Here is a 23,311-nt window from a genome sequence, read left to right as displayed (position 1 = left end):
CATGGTGAAGGTGTATGCTCCGGCTTCAAGCGCCAATATGAGTGTTGGCTTTGATGTGCTGGGCGCGGCGGTGACGCCGGTAGATGGAACTTTGCTGGGCGATAATGTTTCGGTGGAAGCCGCTGAACATTTCAGCCTGAAGAATATTGGCCGTTTTGCCAGTAAATTACCGACTGAACCGCAGGAAAATATCGTTTATCAGTGCTGGGAACTGTTCTGCCAGACGATTGGCAAGCAGGTTCCGGTGGCAATGACGCTGGAAAAAAACATGCCGATTGGCTCGGGGCTCGGCTCCAGCGCGTGTTCCGTTGTTGCCGCGCTGGTGGCGATGAACGAGTATTGCGGTAAACCGCTGGATGATACGCGCATGCTGGCGCTGATGGGCGAGCTGGAAGGGCGTATTTCAGGCAGCGTGCATTACGATAACGTCGCGCCTTGTTTCCTCGGCGGTATGCAGTTGATGATCGAGGAAAGCGGCATTATCAGCCAGCAGGTGCCAGGCTTTGATGAATGGTTGTGGGTGCTGGCCTATCCGGGCATTAAAGTCTCAACGGCGGAAGCGCGCGCTATTTTGCCCGCGCAATATCGCCGTCAGGATTGCATCGCTCACGGGCGGCATCTGGCGGGCTTTATTCACGCCTGCTACACCCGCCAGCCCGCGCTGGCGGCAAAATTGATGAAAGACGTGATTGCCGAGCCGTACCGCATGAAATTGCTGCCGGGCTTTGGCGAAGCGCGTCAGGCAGTGGCCGATATTGGCGCGCTGGCCTGTGGGATCTCCGGTTCCGGGCCAACGCTGTTTGCTTTATGCGATAAGCCGGATACCGCTCAGCGCGTAGCCGACTGGCTTGGCAAACACTATCTGCAGAATCAGGAAGGCTTTGTTCATATTTGCCGGCTGGATACGGCGGGCGCACGAGTAGTGGGATAACCAATGAAACTCTACAACTTAAAAGATCACAACGAGCAGGTCAGCTTTGCGCAGGCCGTAACGCAGGGGCTTGGCAAAAATCAGGGCCTGTTTTTCCCGCACGAGCTGCCGGAATTTAACCTGACGGAAATCGACGCGATGCTGGAGCAGGATTTCGTCAGCCGCAGCGCGAAGATCCTAGCCGCTTTTATTGGCGACGAAATTCCGCAGGACGAACTGGAAGCGCGGGTACGCGCCGCGTTTGCTTTCCCGGCACCGGTTAAACCGGTAGAGAGCGATATCGGCTGTCTGGAGCTGTTCCATGGGCCAACGCTGGCATTTAAAGATTTCGGCGGACGTTTTATGGCGCAGATGCTGAGCGCCATCAGCGGCGATAAACCGGTGACCATCCTGACTGCTACCTCGGGCGATACCGGCGCTGCGGTTGCTCATGCCTTCTACGGCATGAAAAATGTGCGCGTGGTGATCCTCTATCCGCAAGGCAAAATCAGCCCGTTGCAGGAAAAACTGTTCTGTACGCTGGGCGGTAATATCGAAACTGTGGCGATTGATGCCGACTTCGATGCCTGCCAGGCGCTGGTGAAACAGGCCTTCGACGATGAAGAACTGAAGACCGCGCTGGGGTTGAACTCGGCGAACTCGATCAATATCAGCCGCTTGCTGGCGCAGATTTGTTACTACTTCGAAGCGGTTGCGCAGTTGCCACAGGAAGCGCGCAACCAGCTGGTGGTTTCCGTACCGAGCGGTAACTTCGGCGATCTGACCGCTGGTTTGCTGGCGAAATCGCTGGGGTTGCCGATCAAACGCTTTATCGCAGCAACCAATGCCAACGATACCGTGCCGCGTTTCCTCAAAGAGGGGCAATGGCAGCCAAAAGCAACGCAAGCGACGCTCTCAAACGCCATGGATGTTAGCCAGCCGAACAACTGGCCGCGCGTTGAAGAATTGTTCCGCCGTAAAATCTGGCGTCTGAATGAGCTGGGTTATGCTGCCGTGGACGATGAAACGACGAAAGCGGCCATGCGCGAGCTGAAGGATAAAGGTTACGTTTCTGAACCGCATGCCGCGATTGCATATCGCGCCCTGCGCGATCAGCTTAATCCGGGCGAGTACGGTCTGTTCCTCGGTACGGCTCATCCTGCGAAATTCAAAGAGAGCGTGGAAGAGATTTTGGGCGAACCGTTACCGTTGCCGAAGGAACTGGCGGATCGCGCGGATCTGCCGCTGCTTTCCCATCAGTTACCTGCGGATTTCGCGGCATTACGCCAGTTGATGATGCGTAACGCGTAATTTCTCTGCTTCCCCTGCCTGCAAGCGGGGGAATCAGGGAGAAATTATGTAGAAAAATGGCAGGGAAAACGGATGAATTCCCATTAAATGCGGGGGTTCAGAGATTAGGATTGCGGACAATAACAACATCATCTGGCGTTGCGTAATCTCCTGACATCGGCCCATAACGGGCAAGATGATGCGAAGGAGTAACCTATGTTGAAACCTGTGATGTTAGCGCTTTCCATGATGTTGGTGGCTCCTCTGGCTGTTCAGGCCGCAGAAATCACCCTTGTGCCGGCAGTGAAACTGCAAATCGGCGATCGCGACCGCGGTGGAAACTACTGGGATGGCGGGCACTGGCGCGATCATGGCTGGTGGCAGAGACACTACGAATGGCGTGAGAACCGCTGGCAGCCGCACGGCCACTTTGACGACCGGCATGATGATCGCCATGACGATCACCGTGGCGGGCCGGATGATGACTGGCATCGCCATCCATAGCCTTTCTGACCCTCTCCCGAGCAGGAGAGGGTTTTTCTTACTGTTCGTGCCGCTTAAACACCAACTCTTCCTGCGATGAAACTTCCCGATCAAAGAAATAGCCTTCGCTGTTAAACCCGGTTAATTGCTCCGGTTTCGTCAGGCGATTCTCAATAATAAAACGACTCATCAGGCCACGTGCTTTTTTGGCGTAGAAGCTAATGACTTTGAACTTGCCGTTTTTCTCGTCAAGAAACACCGGCTTAATGATCCGGGCGTTCAGCTTTTGCGTTTTGACCGATTTGAAATACTCATCAGAGGCCAGGTTGATAACGATCTCATCGCCTTGCGCCGCAATGGCTTCGTTGAGTTTGTGGGTGATCACATCGCCCCAGAATTGGTAGAGATCTTTCCCTTTAGCATTTTCCAGGCGAATGCCCATCTCCAGCCGGTACGGCTGCATCAGATCCAGCGGACGCAGCACGCCGTATAAACCGGAAAGCATACGCAGATGTTGCTGCGCGAAATCGAAATCCGCATCGCTAAAGGTTTCTGCCTGCAAGCCGGTATAGACATCTCCTTTAAATGCCAGGATAGCCTGGCGCGCATTTTCCGGAGTGAAATCAGGCTGCCAGTCGTGAAAACGCGTAGCGTTCAGATCGGCCAGCTTGTCGCTGATCCCCATCAGCGCTTTGATTTGCGGCGCGGAGAGCTTACGTGCGCTGTTAATCAGTTGCTGCGAGTGATCCAGCAGTTCCGGCTGGGTAAAACGCGTTGTCGCCAGCGGGCTTTGGTAATCGAGTGTTTTGGCAGGTGAAATCAGAATCAACATACTCAGTCCTTGCTGTGCGAGAAATTTCCGCTGACTTTAGCAAAAAAACCGACAGACTTGATCGATAGTTGCGATTAGCGCTACGAGCGGGGAATGTCATCCCAACTGCCTGGCGCCAGTTGACGCTCTATTTCCGGATAACGCTGCGGGTTGAAGACCGGCATGACTCCCAGTTTGCGCTGGCGCAGATAGTCGCGGGCCAGCACTCTGACAACCGGTGAAAGCAGCAAAATGGCGGTCAGGTTAATCATCGCCATTAGCGCCATCACGACATCGGCAATGTGCCAGATAAGCGGTACGCTGAGTATGGGACCTGCCACTACCATCAATAAAATACCGATGCGCAGCAGCCAGAGATTTCGATTACTGTTGCAGCGTAAAAAGATCAGATTATTTTCCGCATAAATATAATTCGCGACGATCGAAGTAAATGCGAAGAGCACGACGATACAGGCGACAAATCCCGCACCCCAGCCCCCGGTCAATGAAGCCATGGCTTGCTGAAGCTGTTGGATGCCACCAAATGCGTCGCTTAGCGGAACCGTACCCGCCAGCAACAATACCAGTGCGCTGGCGGTGCAGACCAGGAAGGTATCCGTCAGCACGCCGATCATTTGCACAATTCCCTGTGCTACCGGGTGCGGCGGCCATGAAGCGGCCATAGCGGCGGCGTTAGGCGACGATCCCAGTCCGGCTTCGTTGGCAAACATGCTGCGCTGAAAACCGCTGGTCATCGCCTGACTCAGGGTGTAAGCCATCGTGCCTGTCGCTGCTTCCTGCCAGCCGAAAGCGCTTTTGATGATGGTGGTAAAAATCCCTGGCAGTAAGTTGGCATGCCAAAGACTGAGGCACAGACTGACCAGGATCCAGACAAGCCCTATCACTGGCACCAACCACTGCATCAGCCGGGCGGCAGGTTTTAATCCCCGAACGATGAAAAAGAGTACGCAGAGCGCCAGTGCCATGGCGCTGGCGATTCCCGGAACGCCCCAGGCAAAGTGTATGGCCCGTGCGACGGCGCTGGACTGAATGGTATTAAACACCAGGCCATACGTAAGCAGCAGGAACACTGAGAAAAGTACGCCCATCCAGCGCATACCTAAACCGCGGGCCATATACCATGCCGGGCCGCCACGAAATTGATTTTCCGTATCACGCTCTTTATACAGCTGCGCCAGAGAGCATTCGGCAAAGCTGATCACCATGCCGATAAGCGCGGAGATCCACATCCAGAAAACGGCGCCAGGCCCGCCGGAGGTTAATGCAAAGGCCACGCCCGCCAGGTTGCCGCTGCCCAGCCGTGTTGCCAGGCTCAGACAGAGTGCCTGGTAAGCGGTGAGCGCGTTGGGTTGCGGGGTGCGGCTGCTTTTAAGGCTTTTCCTAAAGTCGCGCAGAAAACGAAAGGGGACAAACTGGCTGCGGACAGCAAACCAGATACCCGCCGCCGCCAGCAGGTACACCATGAATGAGCCCCAGAGTATTTCACTGATAAACGAGAAAAATTCAGGCATTAACATTCCTCTTGTTGATGCCGGGTTTGTAACCTGGGGCGAGGCTGTCATTGGAAGCACATCACTTCGCAGGCAATTAATTAGGAGAGTTTACCATACTATTTACACAGCATTGTCTGCGGTTGCGCTGGCAGGTCGTCGTGTTATCATCAGGGCAGACCGGTTACATCCCCCTAACAAGTATACTCGTCATACTTCACGTTCAGGTGCGCTGGCTGCGGTTGTGCTTCAGGGGCGCAAACGTGTCGTGAGCCTGACATGGATTATTCAGGGTATCTTTAAAGAGAAATACTATCATGACGGATAAATTGACCTCCCTGCGTCAGTACACAACAGTCGTGGCTGATACCGGAGATATTGCGGCAATGAAACTGTACCAGCCGCAGGATGCAACAACGAACCCTTCTCTGATCCTTGGCGCTGCGCAAATCCCGGAATACCGTAAGCTGATCGATGATGCCGTAACATGGGCTCGCGCTCAGAGCAGCGATCGCGCGCAGCAGATTGTTGACGCGACAGATCGCCTGGCGGTGAACATTGGTCTGGAAATCCTCAAACTGATCCCGGGCCGTATCTCTACCGAAGTTGATGCTCGTCTCTCTTACGACACCGAAGCCTCTATCGCCAAAGCGAAACGTCTGATCAAGATGTATAACGATGCCGGTATCAGCAACGATCGCATCCTGATCAAACTGGCCTCTACCTGGCAGGGTATTCGCGCTGCGGAACAGCTGGAAAAAGAGGGCATTAACTGTAACCTGACGCTGCTGTTCTCCTTCGCGCAGGCGCGCGCATGTGCCGAAGCGGGCGTATTCCTGATCTCCCCGTTTGTAGGCCGTATTCTTGACTGGTACAAAGCCAACACCGACAAGAAAGAGTACGCGCCGGCAGAAGATCCGGGTGTGGTTTCCGTAACCGAAATTTACCAGTACTACAAACAGCATGGTTATGAAACCGTGGTGATGGGCGCCAGCTTCCGTAATACCGGTGAAATCATCGAACTGGCAGGCTGCGACCGTCTGACCATCGCTCCGGCGCTGCTGAAAGAACTGTCTGAAAGTGCTGGTACCATTGAGCGCAAACTGGCGTATACCGGCGAAGTGAAAGCGCGTCCGGAACGCATCACCGAAGCGGAATTCCTGTGGCAGCATAACCAGGATCCGATGGCGGTGGATAAACTGGCGGATGGTATCCGTAAGTTTGCCGTTGACCAGGAAAAACTGGAAAAAATGATCGGCGATCTGCTGTAATCTTCAGGCGTGGCCGGTTTGCCGGCCACGCTTCTTCTCTCCCTACTGTCTGCCTTTCCCCTCAGCGTGTATCATTTCGTTAAATAGTTTTTTTGAACGGAATGAATATGGACACACTACGCATTGGTTTAGTTTCGGTTTCCGATCGTGCATCCAGCGGTATTTACCAGGATAAGGGCATTCCTGCACTTGAAGAGTGGCTGGCGAGCGCGCTGACCACCCCGTTTCAGATTGAGACCCGGTTGATCCCGGACGAGCAAAGCATCATCGAACAAACGCTGTGCGAGCTGGTGGACGAAATGAGCTGCCATCTGGTGCTGACAACCGGCGGCACGGGGCCTGCGCGACGCGACGTAACGCCGGACGCGACGCTGGCGGTTGCCGATCGCGAAATGCCGGGATTTGGTGAGCAGATGCGCCAAATCAGCCTCAATTTTGTACCGACGGCTATCCTCTCCCGCCAGGTCGGCGTGATCCGCAAACAGGCATTGATCCTGAATTTACCCGGCCAGCCCAAATCGATCAAAGAGACGCTGGAAGGATTAAAAAGCGCGGACGGCGAAGTGAAAGTGCCCGGTATTTTTGCCAGTGTACCGTATTGTGTACAGCTGCTTGACGGTCCTTACGTTGAAACCAACCCGCAAGTCGTAGCATCTTTCCGGCCTAAAAATGCAAGGCGCGAAACATTATCCTAAAAGTTAATCTTTTCTGAAATAAAGACGGCGAACCATGGCGTGTTGATTCATTTACGGTATAGTAAGTTTTAATTTACACAATTCGTAATAATTAAATCAGCACTCCCTATTTACAAATGGTTCGCTATGTCAAATCCCACTCGTCCTCTGAACAAACAGGATTATAAAACGCTGACGCTTGCTGCCCTCGGCGGTGCGCTGGAGTTTTACGATTTCATCATTTTCGTCTTCTTCGCCGCTGTCGTCGGCGAGCTTTTCTTCCCGGCGGATATTCCGGAATGGCTGCGCCAGGTGCAAACCTTTGGCATTTTTGCCGCCGGTTATCTGGCGCGTCCGCTCGGCGGTATTGTCATGGCGCACTTCGGCGATCTGGTCGGGCGCAAGAAAATGTTCACCCTGAGTATTCTGCTGATGGCGTTGCCGACGCTGGTGATTGGCTTGCTGCCAACGTACGCCTCAGCAGGCATTGTGGCACCGCTGTTGCTGCTATCAATGCGTGTTTTACAGGGCGCGGCCATCGGTGGCGAAGTGCCTGGCGCGTGGGTGTTTGTGGCGGAACATGTTCCGGCGCGTCGCATCGGTATTGCTTGCGGTACGTTGACTGCGGGCCTGACCGTAGGGATTTTGCTCGGTTCGGTGGTGGCGACGCTGGTTAATACCAGCATGACCCAGCAAGCTATTCATGATGGTGGCTGGCGTATTCCGTTCCTGCTGGGCGGCGCATTTGGCCTGGTGGCGATGTATCTGCGCCGCTGGTTGCAAGAAACACCGATCTTTCTTGAGATGCAGCAACGTAAAGCGCTGGCGCAGGAATTACCTGTTAAATCGGTCGTGCTGAAACATAAAAAAGCAGTGGTGATTTCCATGCTGCTGACCTGGCTGCTTTCCGCCGGGATTGTTGTGGTCATTTTGATGTCGCCGGTCTGGCTGCAAAAACAGTATGGCTTTGCTCCGGCCCTGACGTTGCAGGCCAACAGCATTGCGACCATTATGCTGTGCTTCGGTTGTCTGGCCGCCGGGCTGCTGGTCGATAAATTTGGTGCCAGTCGCACTTTTATCATTGGCAGCGTGCTGCTTGCCTGTACCAGTTGGTTCTTCTATCACCTGGTGGGCGCACACCCTGAGCAGCTTTTTGTCCTGTATGGCCTGGTGGGGTTGTGCGTTGGCGTGGTCGGCGCGGTTCCTTACGTGATGGTGCGGGCGTTTCCGGCGGAGGTTCGCTTCACGGGAATCTCATTCTCGTATAACGTTTCATACGCTATTTTCGGTGGCCTGACGCCGATTGCGGTGACCATGCTAATGGGCGTTTCGCCGATGGCGCCGGCCTGGTATGTACTGGCGTTGTCGCTGATTGGTCTGGCGCTGGGGATCTGGCTGCGCCAGGATCTCCATCATCAGGATAGCGTAGCGGAGCGACCGGTAGAGCAAGCATAAACAAACGGAGCCGCAGGCTCCGTTTTCAGTTTGAACGGCCGGGAATAATTAACAGCGAAATATCCTGTTTTTATGCGCCAATTTAATTAAGGACTGTAACGGCTGAGGGCGGGAAAATATCAGGAATAGTGGTATAGCAGAAATGCGAAGCCAGGCTTCGCATTTTAGAATTCAGCGTAGGAATTAATGCTTTTCACCAATTGGCAGAACTGTGCGTTCGAACTGTTCGTTCAGCACTTCGCCCATCGCCAGGTAGATGGCGCTCGCGCCGCAAACCAGACCGATCCAGCCCGCGACATGTACGATGCTTTCGTTATCAGCCAGATGACCTACCGCCAGCAGGGCGAACAGTATGGTCAGGCTCAGGAAAACGAACTGCAGCGCACGAGCGCCTTTCAGCGTGCCGAAGAACATAAACAGGGTGAAGACGCCCCAAATCCCCAGATAAACGCCAAGGAAGTGGCCGTTTGTCGCATCCGCAAGGCCCATTTTCGGAAACAGCAGAATAGCGACCAGCGTCAACCAGAAAGAACCGTAAGAGGTGAATGCAGTTAAACCAAAGGTGTTGCCTTTTTTATATTCAAGCAGGCCCGCGAGAATTTGTGCGATACCGCCATAGAAAATGCCCATCGCCAGAATAATGCCGTCCATTGGGAATAAACCAATATTGTGCAGGTTAAGCAGAATAGTGGTCATGCCGAAACCCATTAAGCCCAGCGGAGCCGGATTAGCCAACTTAGTGTTGCCCATAATTCCTCAAAATAAATCAATATGAAAAGGGAGAAATGAAAGTCCCCGCGCCCTGTTGAACTGGCGGGGCGCGGCATCATAAATAGCGGTAATGGGCCTGTCTATGATCTGAACAGGTGTAAATTAAAAAATTTTTTATCGTTTGCCCCTTGATGAGCCGCTTAGCGACCCCATCTTGTAGTCAACCGCAGTGTGTGGGCCTGAAAAAAAAACGATACAGGGTGGTTGAAACAGCACGTTTCGCCCTTATTACAGGTTCACAACCACATGATGACGAATTTTTAGTGGAGACGTTTAGATGGGTAAAATTATTGGTATCGACCTTGGGACAACCAACTCTTGTGTAGCCATTATGGATGGCACTCAGGCTCGTGTGCTGGAGAATGCTGAAGGCGATCGCACCACTCCTTCTATCATTGCTTACACACAGGATGGTGAAACTCTGGTAGGTCAGCCGGCTAAACGTCAGGCCGTGACGAACCCGCAAAACACCCTGTTTGCGATCAAACGCCTGATCGGCCGTCGCTTCCAGGACGAAGAAGTCCAGCGTGACGAAGCCATCATGCCGTACAAAATCATTGCTGCTGATAACGGCGATGCATGGCTTGATGTAAAAGGCACCAAAATGGCACCGCCGCAGATCTCTGCCGAAGTGCTGAAAAAAATGAAGAAAACTGCCGAAGATTACCTGGGCGAGCCGGTAACTGAAGCGGTTATCACCGTACCTGCTTACTTTAACGATGCTCAGCGTCAGGCAACCAAAGACGCCGGCCGTATCGCAGGTCTGGAAGTGAAACGTATCATTAACGAACCGACAGCGGCAGCGCTGGCCTACGGTCTGGATAAAGAAACCGGTAACCGCACCATCGCGGTTTACGACCTGGGCGGTGGTACGTTCGATATCTCTATCATCGAAATCGATGAAGTTGACGGCGAAAAAACCTTCGAAGTACTGGCTACTAACGGTGATACCCACCTGGGTGGTGAAGACTTCGATAGCCGCCTGATCAACTACCTGGTGGAAGAGTTCAAGAAAGATCAGGGTATCGATCTGCGTAACGATCCGCTGGCGATGCAGCGTCTGAAAGAAGCGGCAGAAAAAGCGAAAATCGAGCTTTCTTCCGCACAGCAGACCGACGTGAACCTGCCGTACATCACCGCAGACGCGACTGGTCCGAAACACATGAACATTAAAGTGACTCGCGCGAAACTGGAAAGCTTGGTGGAAGATCTGGTTAACCGTTCAATCGAGCCGCTGAAAGTTGCACTGCAGGATGCTGGCCTGTCCGTATCCGACATCAACGACGTGATCCTGGTCGGTGGCCAGACTCGTATGCCGATGGTGCAGAAAAAAGTGGCTGAGTTCTTCGGTAAAGAGCCGCGTAAAGACGTTAACCCGGATGAAGCCGTTGCTATCGGTGCTGCGGTTCAGGGCGGTGTTCTGACTGGTGAAGTTAAAGACGTTCTGTTGCTGGACGTTACCCCGCTGTCGCTGGGTATCGAAACCATGGGCGGCGTGATGACTGCGCTGATCAACAAAAACACCACCATCCCGACCAAGCACAGCCAGGTGTTCTCTACTGCGGAAGATAACCAGTCCGCTGTAACCATCCATGTGCTGCAGGGTGAACGTAAACGTGCGTCCGATAACAAATCTCTGGGTCAGTTCAACCTGGATGGTATCAACCCGGCGCCGCGCGGTATGCCGCAGATTGAAGTCACCTTCGATATCGATGCTGACGGTATCCTGCACGTTTCCGCGAAAGACAAAAACAGCGGTAAAGAGCAGAAGATCACCATCAAGGCTTCTTCGGGTCTGAACGAAGAAGAAATCGCGAAAATGGTTCGTGAAGCAGAAGCGAATGCGGAATCTGACCGTAAATTCGAAGAGCTGGTGCAAACCCGTAACCAGGGCGATCATCTGCTGCATAGCACGCGTAAGCAGGTTGAAGAAGCAGGCGATAAACTGCCGGCAGAAGACAAAACGGCTATCGAGTCTGCACTGAGCGAGCTGGAAGTTGCGCTGAAAGGCGAAGACAAAGCTGAAATCGAAGCGAAAATGCAGGCGCTGGCGCAGGCTTCTCAGAAACTGCTGGAAATCGCGCAACAGCAGCACGCACAGCAGCAAGCGGGCGCTGATGCTTCCGCGAACAACGCGAAAGATGACGATGTTGTCGACGCCGAGTTCGAAGAAGTCAAAGACAAAAAATAATCGCCCTGATGCAGGGTAGATAACCAGCACGGGCGTCGGAGTTTTCTCCACGCCCGTGCTCGTATGTTAAGGGGCAGATAAACCGATGGCGAAGCAAGATTATTACGAGATTTTAGGCGTTCCGAAAACAGCGGAAGAGCGTGAAATCAAAAAGGCGTATAAACGCCTGGCCATGAAATATCACCCGGACCGCAACCAGGGCGATAAAGAGGCTGAAGCCAAATTTAAAGAAATAAAAGAAGCCTACGAAGTCCTGACCGATGCCCAAAAACGTGCGGCTTACGATCAGTACGGCCATGCTGCATTTGAGCAGGGCGGAATGGGTGGCGGTGGATTCGGCGGCGGCGGTTTTGGCGGCGGCGCTGACTTCAGTGATATTTTCGGCGATGTGTTCGGCGATATCTTCGGCGGGGGGCGTGGCCGTCAGCGTGCAGCCCGTGGCGCAGACCTGCGCTACAACATGGATCTGACGCTGGAAGAAGCGGTTCGCGGCGTCACCAAAGAGATTCGCATTCCGACGCTGGAAGAGTGTGACGTTTGCCACGGCAGCGGCGCTAAACCCGGCACTCAGCCGCAAACCTGTCCGACCTGTCATGGTTCCGGCCAGGTACAGATGCGCCAGGGGTTCTTTGCCGTACAGCAGACATGTCCGCACTGTCAGGGGCGCGGTACGCTAATTAAAGATCCGTGCAACAAATGTCACGGTCATGGCCGCGTGGAGAAATCCAAAACCCTGTCCGTCAAAATCCCGGCAGGTGTGGACACCGGCGATCGCATCCGCCTGAGCGGCGAAGGCGAAGCGGGTGAGCATGGCGCACCGGCAGGCGATCTGTACGTTCAGGTGCAGGTGAAACAGCACCCTATCTTCGAGCGTGAAGGCAATAACCTGTACTGCGAAGTGCCGATCAACTTTGCTATGGCGGCGCTGGGCGGTGAAATCGAAGTGCCGACGCTGGATGGTCGCGTGAAGCTGAAAGTACCCAGCGAAACCCAGACCGGTAAACTGTTCCGCATGCGCGGTAAGGGCGTGAAGTCCGTCCGTGGTGGCGCGCAGGGCGATCTGTTGTGCCGCGTCGTTGTTGAGACGCCGGTTGGCCTGAACGAAAAGCAGAAGCAACTGCTGAAAGATCTGCAGGACAGCTTTGGTGGCCCGACGGGCGAGAACAACAGCCCGCGCTCCAAGAGTTTCTTCGACGGTGTGAAAAAATTCTTCGATGATTTGACGCGCTAAGCCTTCTGCACCGCGTACATCAGGCCCGGCTTTATGCCGGGCTTTTTTTATCGTTTTTGCCACTACTCGGAAAAAGAGAATCTATACCCAATTATAATCTGATTTTATCGAGGATTCGCGAGGGGTAAGATAGTCCGCACAACGGAATAGTGAACGAGAGAATAACATGAAGCTTTTACAGCGTTTCTTTAGCAGCGATGCCGCTGGGGGCATCGTACTTATCATTGCGGCAGTGCTCGCAATGCTGTGTGCCAACCTCGGAGTAACACAGGATCTTTACCACAACTTCCTGTCGACGCTCGTCGAATTCAAGTTTGGTTCGCTGGAAATCAATAAAAATATGCTGCTATGGATCAACGATGCGTTGATGGCCGTATTTTTCCTGATGATTGGCCTGGAAGTGAAATATGAACTGGTCCAGGGCGCACTTGCCAGCCGTCAACAGGCCGTATTTCCGGTGATTGCTGCCCTTGGCGGTATGGTTGCGCCCGCGTTGATCTTCCTGCTGTTCAATTTCCACGATCCACTGGCACGACACGGTTGGGCTATTCCAACCGCGACGGATATTGCCTTTGCTCTCGGTGTCCTTGCTTTGCTGGGTAATCGCGTGCCTGTGGTGCTGAAAGTGTTTCTGATGGCGCTGGCGATCATTGACGATCTGGGGGCGATTATCATTATTGCCTTGTTCTACACCAGCGATCTCTCAACCACAGCGCTGGGTGTGGCGGCGGCATCCATTGCCGTGCTGGCGATACTGAATGCCTGTAATGTGCGGCGCGTCGGCATCTATATGCTGGTTGGGATAGTGTTGTGGACGGCGGTGCTAAAATCTGGTGTCCACGCGACGCTCGCCGGGGTGGTTGTTGGTTTCTTTGTTCCGCTGCGCGAGCAGAACGGTGTTTCTCCGGCCCGCCAACTGGTCGATGCGATTCATCCGTGGGTTGGATGGCTGATCCTTCCATTATTTGCTTTTGCGAATGCAGGCGTATCGCTAAGCGGCATGTCTGTATCCGGGCTGGGAGATGTGCTGCCGTTAGGCATTATTGCCGGGCTGGTTCTTGGTAAGCCGCTGGGTATCACAATATTCTGCTGGCTGGCGTTACGTTTTAAGCTGGCGAAGTTACCGCAGGGCGCTGCATTTAAGCAGATTATGTCGGTAGGCGTGCTGTGCGGCATTGGCTTTACCATGTCGATTTTCATCGCTTCGCTGGCCTTTGGCGATGCCCATGAGGAGATGATTGCGTGGAGTAAATTGGGGATCCTCACCGGCTCGATTATCTCAGCAGTGGCGGGTTATTGCCTGCTGCGTACGCGGATCGTTCGCGCTTAGCGACGGGAGTGAGTAGAGGGCTATGTCGTATATCAATTACAACCATTTGTATTACTTCTGGCACGTCTACCGTGAAGGCTCCGTCGTTGGTGCGGCGGAGTCGCTCTTTCTGACGCCGCAGACTATTACCGGGCAAATTAAATCCCTCGAGGAGCGGCTACAAGGCAAGCTCTTCAAACGTAAGGGCAGGGGACTGGAACCGACAGAGTTGGGCGAACTGGTGTTCCGCTACGCGGATAAGATGTTCACGCTCAGTCAGGAGATGCTTGACATCATTAACTACCGCAAAGAGTCCAGCCTGTTATTTGATGTCGGCGTGGCGGACGCGCTCTCCAAGCGGCTGGTCAGCAATATCCTCAGTGCGGCGGTAAGCGAGGGCGAGCCGATCCATTTGCGCTGTTTTGAATCGACGCATGAACTTCTGCTGGAGCAGCTAAGCCAGCATAAACTCGACATGATTATCTCTGACTGCCCGATCGATTCCACTCAGCAAGAGGGGCTTTTTTCGGTGAAAATTGGCGAATGCAGCGTCAGTTTTTGGGGCAGTAATCCGCGGTCTCAAACGCCTTTTCCGTTTTGTTTGCAGGAACGGCGCTTATTGATCCCAGGGCGACGTTCAATGCTGGGGCGCAGGCTGCTGAACTGGTTCAATGCGCAAGGTTTGCAGGTGGAGATTCTGGGGGAGTTTGATGATGCCGCGCTGATGAAGGCGTTTGGCACCGCGCACAATGCTATTTTTGTTGCCCCGACACGTTACGCTCACGATCTTTTTGCCGATGAAAGCATGGTTGAAATTGGTCGGGTGGATAATGTAATGGAGGAGTATCACGCGATTTTTGCCGAGCGGATGATTCAGCATCCTGCAGTGCAGCGTATCTGCAATCAGGATTACTCGACACTTTTCGACCTGCCGCAGAAATAAAAAAACCCGCCGAAGCGGGTTTCTTCACAAAGCCAACAAACGTAGCGATTAAGCCAGTTTGTTGATCTGCGCGGTCAGGTTAGCCTTATGGCGCGCTGCTTTGTTTTTGTGGATCAGACCTTTAGCGGCCTGACGATCCACGATCGGTTGCATGTCGTTAAATGCTTTCTGCGCAGCCGCTTTGTCGCCTGATTCAATTGCTGCGTATACTTTCTTGATGAAAGTACGCATCATTGAGCGACGGCTTGCGTTGTGCTTGCGGGCCTTTTCAGACTGAACGGCACGCTTCTTAGCTGATTTGATATTAGCCAAGGTCCAACTCCCAAATATGATCTTTATGGACAATTCAAAGGCCGGGGAATATGCCCTTTTAGCCTTCTTTTGTCAATGGATTTGTGCAAATAAGCGCCGTTAAGATACAACGCTCGTTACGTAGTGATGGCGCAAGATTCTAACAGCTTGCTTGTCGCGAATACAGCTTTTCCACCAGAAAAATCGCTCACGGTGCCAGATTTTCATGCCAGCAGCGGGCAGCCTGATGAAATCCTTCTCCTTTCTGCTTTGTGAAGGCAATCGTCGGTTAACGTTGCCCGTTGTACAAGGTATAATTCGACGATTTTCACTGTTTTGAGCCAGACATGAAGCTGATACGCGGCATACATAACCTCAGCCAGGCCCCCCACGGGTGTGTGCTGACGATTGGTAATTTCGATGGCGTGCATCGTGGCCATCAGGCGCTTTTACAAGGGCTTGGCGCAGAAGGCCGGGCGCGTGGTTTGCCGGTGGTGGTGATGATCTTTGAACCGCAACCGCTGGAACTGTTCGCCGGGCAGAAAGCCCCTGCGCGTCTTACCCGGCTGCGTGAAAAGCTGCGCTGGCTGGCGGGTTGCGGCGTGGATTACGTGCTGTGCGTCCGTTTTGACCGCCGTTTTGCGGCGTTCACCGCACAAACCTTTGTCAGCGAACTGCTGGTTGACCGCCTTGGTGTGAAATTTCTCGCAGTGGGTGACGATTTCCGTTTTGGCGCTGGTCGCCAGGGGGATTTCTTGTTATTACAGAAGGCCGGTCAGAAATATGGCTTTGACGTCACCAGTACGCAAACTTTCTTTGATGGCGGCGTTCGTGTGAGCAGCACGGCGGTGCGTCAGGCGTTGGCTGACGACAATCTTGAGCTGGCTGAACAATTGCTCGGCCACCCATTCAGTATCTCCGGGCGCGTGGTGCACGGCGATGAACTGGGGCGCACCATTGGTTTCCCGACGGCGAATTTACCGCTGCGCCGTCAGGTCTCCCCGGTAAAAGGGGTATATGCGGTGGAAGTGGCTGGATTGGGCGATACGCTTTACCCGGGCGTTGCCAATATCGGCACGCGCCCGACGGTTGCAGGCGTGCGCCAGCAGCTGGAAGTGCATCTGTTGGATGTTGTAATAGACCTCTACGGGCGCCATATAGATGTCGTGTTGCGTAAAAAATTACGCAATGAACAGCGATTTGCCTCGCTCGATGAGCTGAAAGCGCAAATCGCCCGCGATGAGGTAGCGGCCCGCGAGTTTTTTGGGCTATCTAAACCGGCTTCTTAAGGCCTGGTGGTATTAATCAAACCGAAATACGGAACCGAGAATCTGATGAGTGACTATAAATCTACCCTGAATTTGCCGGAAACAGGGTTCCCGATGCGCGGCGATCTCGCCAAGCGTGAGCCGGGAATGCTGGCGCGTTGGACTGATGATGACCTGTACGGCATCATCCGTGCAGCGAAAAAAGGCAAAAAAACCTTCATTCTGCATGATGGCCCTCCATATGCGAATGGCAGCATTCATATTGGTCACTCGGTTAACAAGATTCTGAAAGACATTATTGTGAAGTCCAAAGGACTCGCAGGTTATGACTCTCCCTATGTTCCGGGTTGGGACTGCCACGGTCTGCCTATCGAGCTGAAAGTGGAGCAGGAGTTCGGCAAGCCGGGTGAGAAATTCACCGCTGCTGAGTTCCGCGCCAAATGCCGTGAATATGCCGCAACTCAGGTTGATGGTCAGCGCAAAGACTTTATCCGTCTCGGTGTGCTGGGCGACTGGTCGCACCCGTACCTGACCATGGATTTCAAAACCGAAGCCAATATTATCCGCGCGCTGGGCAAAATCATCGGCAATGGCCACCTGCTTAAAGGTGCCAAGCCGGTGCACTGGTGTGTTGACTGCCGTTCCGCGTTGGCGGAAGCAGAAGTGGAGTATTACGACAAAACGTCGCCGTCCATCGACGTGGCGTTCCACGCTGTTGACCAGGAGGCAGTAAAAGCCAAATTTGGCGTTGCATCAGTTAACGGCCCGGTTTCACTGGTTATCTGGACCACTACGCCGTGGACACTGCCGGCTAACCGCGCAATTTCTCTCGCGCCGGAATTTGAGTATGCGCTGGTGCAGATTGATGGTCAGGCGCTGATCCTGGCGAAAGATCTGGTCGAGAGCGTGATGAAACGCATCGGCACCGCAGAATACAACGTGCTGGGTACGGTGAAAGGCGCAGAGCTGGAGCTGATGCGCTTTAAGCATCCGTTCCTGGATTTTGATGTTCCTGCGATCCTCGGCGATCACGTTACGCTGGAAGCCGGTACCGGTGCGGTGCATACCGCTGGCGGTCACGGCCCGGACGACTACACCATCAGCCTGAAATACGGTCTGGAAATCGCCAACCCGGTTGGACCGGACGGTGCCTATCTGCCAGGTACTTACCCGACGCTGGATGGCGTAAATGTGTTCAAAGCAAACGACATCATCGTGGCGCTGCTGACGGAAAAAGGCGCGCTGCTGCACGTTGAAAAGATGCAGCACAGTTATCCGTGTTGCTGGCGTCATAAATCGCCGATTATCTTCCGTGCGACGCCGCAGTGGTTTGTCAGCATGGACCAGAAAGGTCTGCGTGCACAGTCGCTGAGCGAAATCAAAGGGGTGCAGTGGATCCCGGACTGGGGCCAGGCGCGCATCGAATCGATGGTCGCCAACCGTCCTGACTGGTGTATCTCCCGCCAGCGTACCTGGGGTGTTCCGATGTCGCTGTTCGTGCACAAAGACACCGAAGAGCTGCATCCGCGCACGCTGGAGCTGATCGAAGCCGTTGCCAAACGCGTTGAAGCCGACGGTATTCAGGCATGGTGGGATCTCGACCCGCGCGACATCATGGGCGATGACGCTGACAACTATGTCAAAGTGCCGGATACGCTGGACGTCTGGTTCGATTCTGGTTCAACTCATGCTTCCGTGGTTGATGTGCGTCCGGAGTTTGCTGGTCACGCAGCGGATATGTATCTGGAAGGTTCGGATCAGCATCGCGGCTGGTTTATGTCCTCGCTGATGATTTCCACGGCGATGAAGGGCAAAGCGCCGTATCGTCAGGTGCTGACTCACGGTTTCACCGTGGATGGTCAGGGCCGTAAGATGTCCAAATCCATCGGCAACACCGTTTCCCCGCAGGATGTGATGAACAAACTGGGCGCGGATATCCTGCGCCTGTGGGTCGCTTCCACTGATTACACCGGCGAAATGGCGGTTTCTGACGAGATCCTGAAACGCGCAGCGGACAGCTATCGTCGTATCCGTAACACAGCGCGCTTCTTGCTGGCGAACCTCAACGGCTTCGATCCGGTGAAAGACATGGTGAAACCGGAAGAGATGGTCGTGCTGGATCGCTGGGCGGTCGGCTGTGCGAAAGCGGCTCAGGAAGACATTGTTCAGGCCTATGATTCCTATGATTTCCACGAAGTGGTACAACGCCTGATGCGTTTCTGCTCCATCGAAATGGGGTCGTTCTACCTCGACATCATCAAAGACCGCCAGTACACCGCGAAAGCGGACAGCGTGGCGCGTCGCAGCTGCCAGACCGCGCTGTACCACATCGCGGAAGCGCTGGTGCGCTGGATGGCGCCAATCATGTCCTTTACCGCCGATGAAATCTGGGGCTACCTGCCGGGCGATCGCGAGAAGTATGTCTTTACCGGCGAGTGGTACGAAGGCCTGTTCGGCCTGGCGGAAAGCGAAGCGATGAACGACGTCTTCTGGGACGAGCTGTTGAAGGTGCGCGGTGAAGTGAACAAGGTGATTGAGCAGGCGCGCGCTGACAAGAAAGTCGGTGGCTCTCTGGAAGCAGCAGTTACGCTGTTCGCCGAGCCGGAACTGGCGGCGAAGCTGACTGCGCTGGGCGACGAATTGCGATTTGTCCTGTTGACCTCCGGAGCGAAAGTTGCGGATTATGCCAGCGCTTCAGCGGACGCTCAGCAGAGCGAACTGCTCAAAGGGCTGAAAGTCGCGCTGAGCAAAGCCGAAGGTGATAAGTGCCCGCGCTGCTGGCATTACACCAATGATGTCGGCCAGGTGGCGGAACACGCAGATATCTGCGGACGCTGTGTGAGCAACGTCGCCGGTGACGGCGAAAAACGTAAGTTTGCCTGATGAGTAAGCCTCTCTGTTCTACAGGACTGCGCTGGCTGTGGCTGGTTGTGGTTGTGCTGATTATCGATCTGGGCAGTAAGTACCTGATCCTCCAGAACTTTGCTCTGGGGGATACGGTGTCGCTGTTCCCATCGCTCAATCTGCACTATGCGCGTAACTATGGCGCGGCATTCAGTTTTATGGCGGACAGCGGCGGCTGGCAGCGCTGGTTCTTTGCCGGTATCGCTATCGGTATCTGCGTGGTGCTGACGGTGCTGATGTATCGTGGGAAAGCCGCGCAAAAGCTGAATAACATCGCTTATGCGCTGATTATCGGCGGTGCGCTCGGTAATCTCTTCGACCGCTTATGGCATGGCTTCGTCGTCGATATGATCGATTTCTACGTCGGCGACTGGCATTTTGCTACCTTTAACCTTGCCGATAGCGCAATTTGTATCGGCGCGGCGCTGATTGTGCTGGAAGGCTTTTTGCCTAAACCTGCAGCGAAAGAGCAGGTTTAAATGTAAATACCGGGCGGCGCTTTGCTTGCCCGGCCTACAGAATTTGTGGCCGCTTGTTTGCCCGGTAAGCAAAGCGCTACCGGGCAAACGGGTGAGTCAAAACAAGCGAGCAACCTGCATGTCTAAATCCGTACAGAGCGATAGCGCAGTGCTGGTGCACTTCACGCTCAAGCTCGAAGATGGCTCTCTTGCCGAGTCAACCCGCAACAACGGCAAACCGGCGCTGTTTCGTCTGGGCGACGGTTCGCTCTCCGAGGGGCTGGAGCAACATCTGCTGGGTCTGAAAGCCGGGGAGAAAAAGGTTTTCTCTCTCGAACCGGATGCCGCTTTCGGTACGCCGAGCCCGGATCTGATTCAGTACTTCTCCCGCCGTGAGTTTATGGATGCCGGGGAGCCTGAAATCGGGGCGATTATGCTCTTTACCGCAATGGATGGCAGCGAAATGCCGGGCGTGATCCGTGAAATTAACGGCGACTCTATCACCGTCGATTTCAACCATCCGCTGGCGGGCAGAACCGTCCACTTTGATGTCGATGTACTGGAAGTTGATCCGGTACTGGAGGAAACAAATGCAGATCCTGTTGGCTAACCCGCGCGGTTTTTGCGCCGGCGTTGACCGCGCTATCAGCATTGTTGAAAACGCGCTGGCTCTGTACGGCGCGCCAATTTATGTGCGTCACGAAGTGGTGCACAACCGTTATGTTGTTGATAGCCTGCGCGAGCGCGGGGCTATTTTCATTGAGCAGTTAAGTGAAGTGCCGGATGGCGCAATCCTGATTTTTTCTGCCCATGGTGTTTCCCAGGCGGTACGTAACGAAGCGAAAAGCCGCGATCTGACGGTTTTCGACGCCACCTGTCCGTTGGTGACAAAAGTGCATATGGAAGTGGCTCGCGCCAGCCGACGCGGTGAGGAAGCGATCCTGATCGGTCACGCAGGGCATCCTGAAGTAGAAGGTACAATGGGGCAGTACAGCAACCCGAAAGGGGGTATGTACCTGGTTGAATCGCCTGCCGATGTTGCTACGCTCAACATCAAAGATGCGGGTAAACTGTCATTTATGACGCAGACCACGCTCTCAGTGGACGATACTTCTGATGTTATTGACGCACTGCGCGCCCGCTTCCCGCAGATTGTTGGCCCGCGTAAAGATGACATCTGTTACGCCACGACTAACCGCCAGGAAGCGGTGCGGGCGCTGGCTGAACAGGCGGAAGTGGTGCTGGTAGTCGGCTCGAAAAACTCTTCCAACTCCAACCGTCTGGCCGAGCTGGCGCAGCGGATGGGGAAAAGCGCTTATTTGATTGATGACGCTTCTGATATCCAGGAAGCCTGGGTTAAAGACATCAAATGTGTAGGCGTAACCGCCGGTGCCTCCGCGCCGGACATTCTTGTGCAGAACGTGATTGCCCGCCTGCAGGAGCTGGGCGGCGGTGAAGCCATCCCGCTGGAAGGTCGTGAAGAAAACATTGTCTTTGAAGTGCCAAAAGAGCTAAGGGTTGATGTTCGCGAGGTCGAATAACATTTTGCCCTAAACTTTATGCGAAGATGCCAGACTGAGTCTGGCATTTTTTATGGATTTCACTTCAGGAGGCACTATGCGTTTGCCAATGATTCTTGACACCGATCCGGGCATTGACGATGCCGTTGCCATTGCTGCCGCGCTGTATGCGCCGCAGTGCGAACTTAAACTGATTACCACCGTCGCCGGTAATGTCTCGCTGGAAAAAACTACTCGCAACGCCCTGCAACTGCTCAACTTCTGGCAGGCCGATATCCCGCTGGCGCAAGGGGCGTCGACGCCCTTATTGCGCCAGCTGCACAGCGCCGCCGAAGTGCACGGGGAGTCCGGCATGGATGGCTACGACTTTGTCGAGCATCAACGCCAGCCTCTGGCTAAACCGGCATTTCAGGCAATACGCGATACGCTGATGGCGTCTGCTGAACCCGTTACGCTGGTGACCATCGGCCCGTTAACCAATATCGCGCTGCTGCTGTCACACTACCCGGAGTGCCAGTTCAATATCCGTCGTCTGGTGATGATGGGGGGCTCCGCCGGGCGGGGTAACTTCACACCAAACGCTGAATTCAATATTGCTATCGATCCCGAAGCTGCTGCCCGTGTTTTTCAGAGCGGCCTTGAGATCGTGATGTGCGGGCTGGATGTCACGAATCGGGCGACGTTGACGCCTGAGTTCCTCGCGACGCTGCCCGCGCTCAACAAAACCGGGCATATGCTGCATGCGCTGTTTAGTCACTATCGTAGCGGTAGCATGACCACCGGGCTGCGTATGCACGATCTCTGCGCGATTGCCTGGCTGGCCCGTCCGGAACTGTTTACGCTGAAATCCTGTTTTGTGGCGGTGGAGACGCAGGGGCAATACACCTCCGGCACAACGGTGGTGGATATCGACGACAAGCTGAAGCAGAAGCCGAATGCGCAGGTTGCGCTGGATATTGATGTTGAGGGTTTTCGTCACTGGGTGGCAGAAGTGCTGGCACTCGCGCCCTGATGAATCATGCCTTTTACTGATATTTCCGGCTGTATATCATTAATTTCTAATTATCGGTGTTTTCGGCTGGTGGCCCCGGCGTGGGCTGGTTAATCTGGAAATGATTCTTACGCATTTTTTTAACAAAAGAGTACAACTATGCATGATGCACCAATCCGCGTAGCCATCGCGGGTGCTGGCGGGCGTATGGGCCGCCAATTGATTCAGGCCACACTGGCTATGGACGGCGTGGCGCTTGGCGCGGTTCTGGAACGTGAAGGGTCCTCTCTGGCAGGTGTCGACGCGGGTGAACTGGCCGGTATGGCGAAAACCGGTGTGACGGTACAGAGCAGCCTTGATGCAGTGAAAGACGATTTCGACGTATTTATCGACTTTACTCGCCCGGAAGGGACGCTGGCGCATCTGGCCTTTTGCCGCCAGCAGCTCAAAAGCATGGTCATTGGCACGACCGGGTTTGACGACGCGGGCAAACAGGCAATTAGCGATGCCTCGCAAGACATCGCGATTGTCTTTGCGGCGAACTTTAGCGTTGGCGTAAACGTGATGCTGAAGCTGCTGGAGAAAGCGGCGAAAGTGATGGGTGATTACACCGATATCGAAATCGTTGAAGCGCATCACCGCTATAAAGTTGATGCGCCGTCGGGCACGGCGCTGGCGATGGGAGAAGCCATCGCGAAGTCTCTGAATAAAGATTTAAAAGAGTGTGCGGTTTATTCACGTGAAGGGCATACCGGTGAGCGTGTCCCTGGCACGATTGGCTTTGCCACGGTGCGTGCAGGTGACATCGTCGGCGAACATACGGCGATGTTCGCCGATATTGGCGAACGTGTAGAAATTACGCATAAAGCCTCCAGCCGCATGACTTTTGCCAATGGTGCCGTGCGTTCTGCTTTGTGGCTGAAAGGAAAGCATAATGGACTTTTTGATATGCGAGATGTGCTTGATCTCAACAATTTGTAAGAGTTATTACCCATCGTGATGTGGTTGTTGCAGTCGTAATTACTTGAT

The 23,311-nt window shown here is 54.2% G+C and carries 22 protein-coding genes and 1 pseudogene; 19 read left to right on the top strand and 4 right to left on the bottom strand.

Going from position 1 to position 23,311, the window contains the following annotated elements:
- Window position 1: 1 nt before the first annotated feature.
- The 3 genes from thrB to CWM66_RS16020 all read left to right on the top strand — a co-directional run bounded on the left by thrB (window position 2) and on the right by CWM66_RS16020 (window position 2,704).
- Window positions 2-931, top strand: a complete 930-nt coding sequence (gene thrB / locus CWM66_RS16030; RefSeq protein ID WP_007373064.1) for a homoserine kinase — start codon at window positions 2-4, stop codon at window positions 929-931.
- A 3-nt stretch (window positions 932-934) separates the two neighbouring features.
- Window positions 935-2,221, top strand: coding sequence for a threonine synthase (gene thrC / locus CWM66_RS16025; RefSeq protein ID WP_007373065.1), 1,287 nt, complete (start codon window positions 935-937; stop codon window positions 2,219-2,221).
- A 195-nt stretch (window positions 2,222-2,416) separates the two neighbouring features.
- A complete protein-coding gene (locus CWM66_RS16020) occupies window positions 2,417-2,704 on the top strand; it encodes a DUF2502 domain-containing protein (RefSeq protein ID WP_007373066.1) in 288 nt (95 codons plus the stop codon).
- Between the two features lie 37 nt (window positions 2,705-2,741).
- On the opposite strand, the gene yaaA is transcribed toward CWM66_RS16020, so the two are convergent.
- Window positions 2,742-3,515 carry a peroxide stress protein YaaA gene (gene yaaA, locus CWM66_RS16015; protein WP_007373067.1) on the bottom strand — a complete coding sequence of 258 codons (774 nt, stop codon included), beginning with the start codon at window positions 3,513-3,515 and terminating at the stop codon, window positions 2,742-2,744.
- An 80-nt stretch (window positions 3,516-3,595) separates the two neighbouring features.
- Entirely contained in the window at window positions 3,596-5,026 is a 1,431-nt protein-coding gene (locus tag CWM66_RS16010; RefSeq protein WP_107146888.1) for a sodium:alanine symporter family protein, read from the bottom strand.
- On the opposite strand from CWM66_RS16010, the gene CWM66_RS29105 reads away from it, so the two are divergent.
- From CWM66_RS29105 to CWM66_RS15995, 4 genes are all read left to right on the top strand, one after another.
- Window positions 4,977-5,333, top strand: coding sequence for a hypothetical protein (locus CWM66_RS29105; protein WP_167290016.1), 357 nt, complete (start codon window positions 4,977-4,979; stop codon window positions 5,331-5,333). The two genes, CWM66_RS16010 and CWM66_RS29105, sit on opposite strands and share 50 nt — an antisense overlap.
- Window positions 5,323-6,276 carry a transaldolase gene (tal, locus tag CWM66_RS16005; protein WP_007373069.1) on the top strand — a complete coding sequence of 318 codons (954 nt, stop codon included), beginning with the start codon at window positions 5,323-5,325 and terminating at the stop codon, window positions 6,274-6,276. Before CWM66_RS29105 ends, tal begins: the two co-directional genes overlap by 11 nt.
- 107 nt (window positions 6,277-6,383) lie before the next feature.
- Window positions 6,384-6,971 (top strand): molybdopterin adenylyltransferase, encoded by a 588-nt coding sequence (gene mog / locus CWM66_RS16000; protein WP_007373070.1) that lies wholly within the window; start codon window positions 6,384-6,386, stop codon window positions 6,969-6,971.
- Window positions 6,972-7,097: 126 nt separating this feature from the next.
- Window positions 7,098-8,405, top strand: coding sequence for an MFS transporter (locus CWM66_RS15995; RefSeq protein ID WP_107146887.1), 1,308 nt, complete (start codon window positions 7,098-7,100; stop codon window positions 8,403-8,405).
- A 183-nt stretch (window positions 8,406-8,588) separates the two neighbouring features.
- Here the strand turns inward: CWM66_RS15995 and satP are convergent, their stop codons facing one another.
- Window positions 8,589-9,155 carry an acetate uptake transporter gene (satP, locus tag CWM66_RS15990; RefSeq protein WP_007373072.1) on the bottom strand — a complete coding sequence of 189 codons (567 nt, stop codon included), beginning with the start codon at window positions 9,153-9,155 and terminating at the stop codon, window positions 8,589-8,591.
- A 298-nt stretch (window positions 9,156-9,453) separates the two neighbouring features.
- Here satP and dnaK point away from each other — a divergent pair, with 298 nt between their 5' ends.
- The 4 genes from dnaK to nhaR all read left to right on the top strand — a co-directional run bounded on the left by dnaK (window position 9,454) and on the right by nhaR (window position 14,850).
- The gene (gene dnaK / locus CWM66_RS15985; protein ID WP_007373080.1) at window positions 9,454-11,367 is read left to right on the top strand and encodes a molecular chaperone DnaK; all 1,914 of its coding nucleotides are present in this window, start codon (window positions 9,454-9,456) and stop codon (window positions 11,365-11,367) included.
- A gap of 85 nt (window positions 11,368-11,452) precedes the next feature.
- Window positions 11,453-12,598, top strand: coding sequence for a molecular chaperone DnaJ (dnaJ, locus tag CWM66_RS15980; protein ID WP_007373081.1), 1,146 nt, complete (start codon window positions 11,453-11,455; stop codon window positions 12,596-12,598).
- A gap of 166 nt (window positions 12,599-12,764) precedes the next feature.
- Window positions 12,765-13,928 carry a Na+/H+ antiporter NhaA gene (gene nhaA, locus CWM66_RS15975; RefSeq protein WP_107146886.1) on the top strand — a complete coding sequence of 388 codons (1,164 nt, stop codon included), beginning with the start codon at window positions 12,765-12,767 and terminating at the stop codon, window positions 13,926-13,928.
- Between the two features lie 22 nt (window positions 13,929-13,950).
- Window positions 13,951-14,850 carry a transcriptional activator NhaR gene (gene nhaR / locus CWM66_RS15970; RefSeq protein WP_007373083.1) on the top strand — a complete coding sequence of 300 codons (900 nt, stop codon included), beginning with the start codon at window positions 13,951-13,953 and terminating at the stop codon, window positions 14,848-14,850.
- A gap of 48 nt (window positions 14,851-14,898) precedes the next feature.
- Here the strand turns inward: nhaR and rpsT are convergent, their stop codons facing one another.
- Entirely contained in the window at window positions 14,899-15,162 is a 264-nt protein-coding gene (rpsT, locus tag CWM66_RS15965) for a 30S ribosomal protein S20 (protein WP_035886553.1), read from the bottom strand.
- A 104-nt stretch (window positions 15,163-15,266) separates the two neighbouring features.
- Here rpsT and CWM66_RS29540 point away from each other — a divergent pair.
- The 8 genes and pseudogenes from CWM66_RS29540 to dapB all read left to right on the top strand — a co-directional run bounded on the left by CWM66_RS29540 (window position 15,267) and on the right by dapB (window position 23,263).
- Window positions 15,267-15,481 (top strand): annotated as a pseudogene (locus tag CWM66_RS29540) (DUF2575 domain-containing protein).
- Between the two features lie 7 nt (window positions 15,482-15,488).
- Window positions 15,489-16,430: a bifunctional riboflavin kinase/FAD synthetase gene (gene ribF, locus CWM66_RS15955; protein WP_071920194.1), complete on the top strand. Its 942-nt coding sequence runs from the start codon at window positions 15,489-15,491 to the stop codon at window positions 16,428-16,430.
- Between the two features lie 45 nt (window positions 16,431-16,475).
- Window positions 16,476-19,292 carry an isoleucine--tRNA ligase gene (gene ileS / locus CWM66_RS15950; RefSeq protein WP_007373087.1) on the top strand — a complete coding sequence of 939 codons (2,817 nt, stop codon included), beginning with the start codon at window positions 16,476-16,478 and terminating at the stop codon, window positions 19,290-19,292.
- Window positions 19,292-19,792, top strand: a complete 501-nt coding sequence (lspA, locus tag CWM66_RS15945; RefSeq protein WP_007373088.1) for a signal peptidase II — start codon at window positions 19,292-19,294, stop codon at window positions 19,790-19,792. Before ileS ends, lspA begins: the two co-directional genes overlap by 1 nt.
- Window positions 19,793-19,910: 118 nt before the next feature.
- Complete coding sequence (fkpB, locus tag CWM66_RS15940) at window positions 19,911-20,381, top strand: FKBP-type peptidyl-prolyl cis-trans isomerase (protein ID WP_007373089.1); 471 nt, start codon at window positions 19,911-19,913, stop codon at window positions 20,379-20,381.
- A complete protein-coding gene (ispH, locus tag CWM66_RS15935) occupies window positions 20,362-21,312 on the top strand; it encodes a 4-hydroxy-3-methylbut-2-enyl diphosphate reductase (protein ID WP_007373090.1) in 951 nt (316 codons plus the stop codon). The genes fkpB and ispH overlap by 20 nt, the downstream gene beginning before the upstream one ends.
- A 76-nt stretch (window positions 21,313-21,388) precedes the next feature.
- Entirely contained in the window at window positions 21,389-22,303 is a 915-nt protein-coding gene (gene rihC / locus CWM66_RS15930) for a ribonucleoside hydrolase RihC (protein WP_107146885.1), read from the top strand.
- Window positions 22,304-22,441: 138 nt separating this feature from the next.
- Window positions 22,442-23,263 carry a 4-hydroxy-tetrahydrodipicolinate reductase gene (dapB, locus tag CWM66_RS15925; protein WP_035886546.1) on the top strand — a complete coding sequence of 274 codons (822 nt, stop codon included), beginning with the start codon at window positions 22,442-22,444 and terminating at the stop codon, window positions 23,261-23,263.
- The last annotated feature ends 48 nt before the right edge of the window (window positions 23,264-23,311 follow it).

Origin of the sequence: Kosakonia sp. H7A (assembly GCF_003028445.1) — a bacterium.
Classification (GTDB): Bacteria; Pseudomonadota; Gammaproteobacteria; order Enterobacterales; family Enterobacteriaceae; genus Kosakonia; species Kosakonia radicincitans.
The sequence above is the reverse complement of the archived record's forward strand: the minus strand, read 5'-3'. Positions and strand labels throughout refer to the sequence as shown.

Bases quoted from the DNA above. Each gene is read 5' to 3' on its own strand.
- thrB (WP_007373064.1), top strand. From the start codon at position 2: ATGGTGAAGGTGTATGCTCCGGCTTCAAGCGCCAATATGAGTGTTGGC.
- thrC (WP_007373065.1), top strand. From the start codon at position 935: ATGAAACTCTACAACTTAAAAGATCACAACGAGCAGGTCAGCTTTGCG.
- CWM66_RS16020 (WP_007373066.1), top strand. From the start codon at position 2,417: ATGTTGAAACCTGTGATGTTAGCGCTTTCCATGATGTTGGTGGCTCCT.
- yaaA (WP_007373067.1), bottom strand. From the start codon at position 3,515: ATGTTGATTCTGATTTCACCTGCCAAAACACTCGATTACCAAAGCCCG.
- CWM66_RS29105 (WP_167290016.1), top strand. From the start codon at position 4,977: ATGAATGAGCCCCAGAGTATTTCACTGATAAACGAGAAAAATTCAGGC.
- CWM66_RS16010 (WP_107146888.1), bottom strand. From the start codon at position 5,026: ATGCCTGAATTTTTCTCGTTTATCAGTGAAATACTCTGGGGCTCATTC.
- tal (WP_007373069.1), top strand. From the start codon at position 5,323: ATGACGGATAAATTGACCTCCCTGCGTCAGTACACAACAGTCGTGGCT.
- mog (WP_007373070.1), top strand. From the start codon at position 6,384: ATGGACACACTACGCATTGGTTTAGTTTCGGTTTCCGATCGTGCATCC.
- CWM66_RS15995 (WP_107146887.1), top strand. From the start codon at position 7,098: ATGTCAAATCCCACTCGTCCTCTGAACAAACAGGATTATAAAACGCTG.
- satP (WP_007373072.1), bottom strand. From the start codon at position 9,155: ATGGGCAACACTAAGTTGGCTAATCCGGCTCCGCTGGGCTTAATGGGT.
- dnaK (WP_007373080.1), top strand. From the start codon at position 9,454: ATGGGTAAAATTATTGGTATCGACCTTGGGACAACCAACTCTTGTGTA.
- dnaJ (WP_007373081.1), top strand. From the start codon at position 11,453: ATGGCGAAGCAAGATTATTACGAGATTTTAGGCGTTCCGAAAACAGCG.
- nhaA (WP_107146886.1), top strand. From the start codon at position 12,765: ATGAAGCTTTTACAGCGTTTCTTTAGCAGCGATGCCGCTGGGGGCATC.
- nhaR (WP_007373083.1), top strand. From the start codon at position 13,951: ATGTCGTATATCAATTACAACCATTTGTATTACTTCTGGCACGTCTAC.
- ribF (WP_071920194.1), top strand. From the start codon at position 15,489: ATGAAGCTGATACGCGGCATACATAACCTCAGCCAGGCCCCCCACGGG.
- ileS (WP_007373087.1), top strand. From the start codon at position 16,476: ATGAGTGACTATAAATCTACCCTGAATTTGCCGGAAACAGGGTTCCCG.
- lspA (WP_007373088.1), top strand. From the start codon at position 19,292: ATGAGTAAGCCTCTCTGTTCTACAGGACTGCGCTGGCTGTGGCTGGTT.
- fkpB (WP_007373089.1), top strand. From the start codon at position 19,911: ATGTCTAAATCCGTACAGAGCGATAGCGCAGTGCTGGTGCACTTCACG.
- ispH (WP_007373090.1), top strand. From the start codon at position 20,362: ATGCAGATCCTGTTGGCTAACCCGCGCGGTTTTTGCGCCGGCGTTGAC.
- rihC (WP_107146885.1), top strand. From the start codon at position 21,389: ATGCGTTTGCCAATGATTCTTGACACCGATCCGGGCATTGACGATGCC.
- dapB (WP_035886546.1), top strand. From the start codon at position 22,442: ATGCATGATGCACCAATCCGCGTAGCCATCGCGGGTGCTGGCGGGCGT.